Annotated in this window: 6 protein-coding genes; 4 read left to right on the top strand and 2 right to left on the bottom strand. The window is 72.7% G+C overall.

The genetic code is table 11. The features are described from left to right. The first annotated feature begins 112 nt into the window (after nt 1-112). On the top strand, nt 113-1,090 hold the full coding sequence (locus ACJ73U_RS06225; RefSeq protein WP_407776559.1) for an AraC family transcriptional regulator: 978 nt from the start codon (nt 113-115) through the stop codon (nt 1,088-1,090). Here ACJ73U_RS06225 and ACJ73U_RS06220 read toward each other — a convergent pair. Both ACJ73U_RS06220 and ACJ73U_RS06215 read right to left on the bottom strand, forming a co-directional pair. Then, nucleotides 1,027-1,806 carry a hypothetical protein gene (locus tag ACJ73U_RS06220; protein ID WP_407776558.1) on the bottom strand — a complete coding sequence of 260 codons (780 nt, stop codon included), beginning with the start codon at nt 1,804-1,806 and terminating at the stop codon, nt 1,027-1,029. The two genes, ACJ73U_RS06225 and ACJ73U_RS06220, sit on opposite strands and share 64 nt — an antisense overlap. Nucleotides 1,807-1,968: 162 nt before the next feature. Then, nucleotides 1,969-2,763 (bottom strand): class I SAM-dependent methyltransferase, encoded by a 795-nt coding sequence (locus ACJ73U_RS06215; protein ID WP_407776557.1) that lies wholly within the window; start codon nt 2,761-2,763, stop codon nt 1,969-1,971. 47 nt (nt 2,764-2,810) lie between these two features. Here ACJ73U_RS06215 and ACJ73U_RS06210 point away from each other — a divergent pair, with 47 nt between their 5' ends. Genes ACJ73U_RS06210 through ACJ73U_RS06200 form a run of 3 tightly spaced genes read left to right on the top strand, consistent with a single transcriptional unit; the run spans nt 2,811 to nt 4,046 of the window. Beyond that, the gene (locus ACJ73U_RS06210; protein WP_407776556.1) at nt 2,811-3,410 is read left to right on the top strand and encodes a TetR/AcrR family transcriptional regulator; all 600 of its coding nucleotides are present in this window, start codon (nt 2,811-2,813) and stop codon (nt 3,408-3,410) included. Between the two features lie 3 nt (nt 3,411-3,413). After that, entirely contained in the window at nt 3,414-3,743 is a 330-nt protein-coding gene (locus ACJ73U_RS06205; protein WP_407776555.1) for a hypothetical protein, read from the top strand. A gap of 30 nt (nt 3,744-3,773) precedes the next feature. Next, a complete protein-coding gene (locus ACJ73U_RS06200) occupies nt 3,774-4,046 on the top strand; it encodes a hypothetical protein (protein ID WP_407776554.1) in 273 nt (90 codons plus the stop codon). Nucleotides 4,047-4,406 lie beyond the last annotated feature (360 nt).

Genomic DNA, 4,406 nt, shown 5'->3' with positions numbered 1-4,406 from the left:
TTCGTTTGACGGCTGTTGGGCGCGGAATCCTTCGCCTGGTGGCCTCTGAAGAGGTGCCGTCCCGGGTGATCCGGCTATTCTGGGGCTCTTCCGCACGCCGGGAGGAGGGTCGATGTCCATGTCCCGGGACAGGTCACGGGCGCCGTGGACATCCAGCTTCGAGACCACGGACCCGCGGGAGGCACACGCCTTCCTGCGCCAGGTCTACGGCGAGAGCACGCTGCGCGTGCTCGGGGACCAGCACGAGTTCCGGATGTCCCACGTCGCGCGGGGGGCGGGACCGCTGTCGTCGGCGACCCTGGTCCAGACCCCGACCGTCGAGCACCGGACGCAGCCCACCGGGCGGCTGGTCGTCGGCCAGGTCCTCCGCGGCCAGGTCGAGACTCCCGGCGAGTCGCCGGCGGCCGGCCCCGGCGACGTCCTGTTGGTCGGCACTCCGGACCGGTCGCGTGCCCTGCGTTCGGAGGACGTGGAGATGCACCTGGTGCAGATCGACCAGGCCGTCGTCACCGACCTGATCACCCCGGCGGGTGAAGGTCCGGCGATCTTCACCCGTAGCCGGCCCGTGTCCGCCGCCGCCGCCCGGCACTGCGCCGGTCTGCTCGAGTTCCTCGCGCGGGACCTGTTGGCCAACGAGGACGCGGGCGCCAGTCCGCTGCTGGTGGACCAGGCGGCCCGGCTGCTGGGCGCCGCGCTGCTGACGACGTTCCCGAACACGGCGACCCACCCGCACGACCCCGGGATCTCCGCACCGGCCACGCTGCGCCGCGCGCTGGCGTTCATCGAGGACCACGCCCACGAGCCGGTGTCGATCGCGCAGATCGCCGCCGCGGCCCACGTCACGACCAGGACGCTGCAGCTCACCTTCCGCCAGCAGCTGGCCACCACCCCGACCGAGTACCTGCGGCTGGTGCGGCTCGACCGGGCCCACCAGGACCTGCTCGGGGCCGAGCCCACCGACGGCGTGAGCGTGACCGACATCGCCCGCAGGTGGGGGTTCGGGCACGCCGGGCGGTTCGCGGCACGCTACCGCCAGGCCTTCGGCCGCTCGCCCCGCGAGACGCTGTACTCCGCCGGCGGACGCCGCTGACCGGGCACGCGGAGCGTGGCCCACACGACCTTCCCGCCGGGCAGGGTCGGCGAGCAGCCCCACGCGGTGGCGATCCTGCCGACGAGCGCCAGCCCGTGCTCCTCGACCGTGCCGTCCAGGGGCAGCGGCGGCCTCGGGTCGTCGTCGTACACGGCGACGCTCAGCAGGCCGCGCCGCAGCTCGACCCTGATCCGCGCCACCGAATCCGTGTGGGTGACGGTGTTGCGCACCAGCTCGCCGAGGAGCGCGGCGGCGTCACCGGTCAGCTCGGGGTGGCCCCACAGCACACAGCTGTCGCGGACGAACCGCCGCGCGATCTCAGCACTCGCGGGACTGTTGGGCAGCAACACGCGGTCGACGAGCCGCGTCGGCGGCTCCCCGGCCGCGGCGACGCCGTCCGCCACGGTCCGCCGCACCGGGACGAACCGGTTCAGCCGCTGCCGGTCGAGCACCTCGCCCGAATCGCTGGCCGAGGCCACCAGGACCATCGGCACCCCGGGCCACCGGGCGAGCTCGGCGTGCGCGGTCACGAACACCGCCGTGACGGCGGGAGCCTGGATGTCGAGCCCGGCGACGTCCACCACCACCGCCATCGGCTGGTCGGCGCCCACCTTCAACAGGTAGTCCCGCAACCGGCCGGCGGTGGTGACGTCGAGAACCCCGCGAGCCGTGACGACCACAGCCGCGCCCCGCGACCGGCTGTCCAGCTCCAGCATTCGGTCACCCGCCTCGGTCGACTGTCCACCGATGGTACGGATCCCCGGGACCGCAGGTCGACCGAATGGTGAATCACCACGTGCTGTCACGACCGGTTGCCGGCCCGGTACAGCGGACGGGTGCGAAACCCGCATCACCCGAAACGGTGGCCGCCGTGACGGTCAGTCCGGGTCTTTGCGGCCCACGAGGTGGAAGACGCGGCTCAGTTGGCGGTACGGGTCCCGCCGGGCGGCTTCGAGTTCCACTTCGGCTGTCGCCCTCAGCTGGTCCTCGTCGTCGGGGTCGAGGGTGACGCCGCTGAAGTCCAGCCAGTCGACGAACAGCCACACCCCGTACCAGCGCAGTGGTGACACGCCGCGGCTTCGCACCAGTTCGCTCAGTTCCGCCACCGTGTCGCCTCGGGTCGGTACTCCCAGCACGCCGATCTCCTCCCGGGCGTCGAACGATGCCAGGGCGTCGGTCCAGCGGCGTTCCAGCGCCGGGCGCACGGCCGCCGCGTCGGCGTTGCCCGACATGATCGAGACCAGGCCGCCCGGCGCCGCGCACCGGCACAGCTGGTCCACCACCGGCTCGGGGTCCGGCAGGTACCCGAGGACGCCGTGGCACAACACCGCGGCGAAGCGTGCGCCGTCCACCGCCTCGGCGGCGTCCTCGCCCGCGGCCGTCACGAGGGTCACCCGGCGCTGAGCGTCGGCCGGCAGCCGCTCGAGTCGCTGGCGCGCCTTGTCCAGCATCGCCGGTGACGGGTCCAGCAGCGTCACGTCGTAGCCGGCCTGGGCGAGGGGGAACGACTGGTGGCCGGCGCCGCCGCCGACGTCGAGCACGGTTGCCGGCGGTGGCGGCAGGTGCTCCAGCAGCTGGTGGTGCAGCACATAGGTGCGCACCCGTCCCTTCACCGTGGCGTAGGCCCCGTCGGCGAACTGGTCGGCCAGGCTGGCCCAGGTGTCGTCGCGCACCACCCCACGCTATCAGTTGGTAGTTAGTAACTAGTAACCTCGTCGGCATGCGGATGAGCGGGCCGGAACGGCGGGCACAGGTGCTGGGGATCGCCGCGACGGAGTTCGCCAACCACGGGCTGCACGGGGCGTCGGTCGAGGCGATCGCGCACGAGGCCGGGATCACGCAGGCCTACGTGTTCCGCATGTTCAGGACCAAGAAGGCGCTGTTCCTGGAGCTGGTCGGCGCGGCGTTCGACCGGTTCAGCGACGGTATGGCCCGCGCCGCCGAGGGGGCCGGCGGCCTGGACGCGCTGGCGCGCATGGGGGCGCGGTACCACGAGTCGCTGGCCGACCGCACCACCCTCATGTTGCAGTTGCAGGGCTTCGCCGCCTGCGGGGACAGCGAGGTCCGTGACCTGGTGCGCGCGCGGTTCGCCCACATGTGGGACACGGTCGCCGGCACGACCGGCCTCGATCCGGTGACGGTGAAGTCGTTCCTCGCCTTCGGCATGCTGCTCAACAACGTGTCCGCACTCGACGTCGCCGAGCTGGACGAGCCGTGGGCCGAGGGGGTGCGCACCCGCGTCCAGGCCGGCCTGTTCGAGCACATCACCACCGACACCAACCGTGCGGGGTGTGGGCAGGGCCCGGGCGGGCAACTCTGAGGCATGGACGTTGACACCGAGACGCGGCTCCGCGAGTTCGTGCTGGACCGGCTGGCCGAGGACGAGGAGAGGGCGGAACGCGAGGAGCTTCCACTTCTCGACGAGGCGGAACGCCGTGGGCGGCTGCGGTTCCTCCGCGCCGACGAGGGCGGCGTGCTCCTGGTCCCGGGCGCCTCGGAGGCGCAGACCGAGCAGGTGCCGGTGCCGTTCGCGGAGAAGGCGGCCCTGCTGCGCGACGAGCTGGCGGCCGGCACCGACGAGGAGACGTTGCGCCTGCTGGCCAGCGCCTACGACACCCACCACGGCTGGCAGGAGGAGTGGCGGCAGGCGTGAACGCGGCCGGCACCGGGTACCAACCACACCATGGATGACCCCCTGGACCTCGGCGCGACCGACCTGGACGACACCCACGAACGGGAGGAACACGACCTCGACCGCCCGGCCGTGTTCGACCACCGCACCGGCGTGGACGAACGAGCCGGTACACGGGCCGAGCTGCTACCCGAGGAGCGCGTGACCGGCAGCGCCGACCCGGAAGCACAGGCTCGCGAGGTACTCCGCGACTCCGAACTACGCACCGAAGTCCCCGGCGCCGCCCCGGACACCGTCGCCGAGCAACGCCCGTCCGGCCCCTGACCCCGAGCCGCTGCCCGGGCGAGCGACGGCCCGGCGACGCCCTCTCCCCCTTCGCCGCGACGCCGACGCCCACCCACGGCTAACCGCCAACCCTGCGTCCGGAAGGCCCGGTTCCGTCAGCGTTCGGTGCCACCGCCGCGCCGCACGAAACCCCAGCCATCAGCGTGGCCACCGACAGCGAGAACGCCGATCACCTCACCGACGACAGCCACCCAACTTTCCCATTTCACCGCGACGCCAGAGCCAAACCGCAACCTGCGTCCGGAAGCCCCCCGGTTCCGCCGAAGTGCGGGCGAAGCGTGACCGGGGTGGGTCAGACTTCCCTGCGGGGCAGCTCCTTGCGGGACAGAGGGGAGCTGG

Origin of the sequence: Actinophytocola sp. (assembly GCF_045807065.1) — a bacterium.
In the GTDB taxonomy this organism is placed as follows: Bacteria; Actinomycetota; Actinomycetes; order Mycobacteriales; family Pseudonocardiaceae; genus Actinophytocola.
Note: the sequence above shows the minus strand (reverse complement) of the source record. Positions and strands in the feature narration are given on the sequence as shown.

Coding starts and splice junctions, on each gene's coding strand:
- ACJ73U_RS06205 (WP_407776555.1), top strand. CDS start 3,414: ATGGACGTTGACACCGAGACGCGGCTCCGCGAGTTCGTGCTGGACCGG.
- ACJ73U_RS06220 (WP_407776558.1), bottom strand. CDS start 1,806: ATGCTGGAGCTGGACAGCCGGTCGCGGGGCGCGGCTGTGGTCGTCACG.
- ACJ73U_RS06225 (WP_407776559.1), top strand. CDS start 113: ATGTCCATGTCCCGGGACAGGTCACGGGCGCCGTGGACATCCAGCTTC.
- ACJ73U_RS06200 (WP_407776554.1), top strand. CDS start 3,774: ATGGATGACCCCCTGGACCTCGGCGCGACCGACCTGGACGACACCCAC.
- ACJ73U_RS06210 (WP_407776556.1), top strand. CDS start 2,811: ATGCGGATGAGCGGGCCGGAACGGCGGGCACAGGTGCTGGGGATCGCC.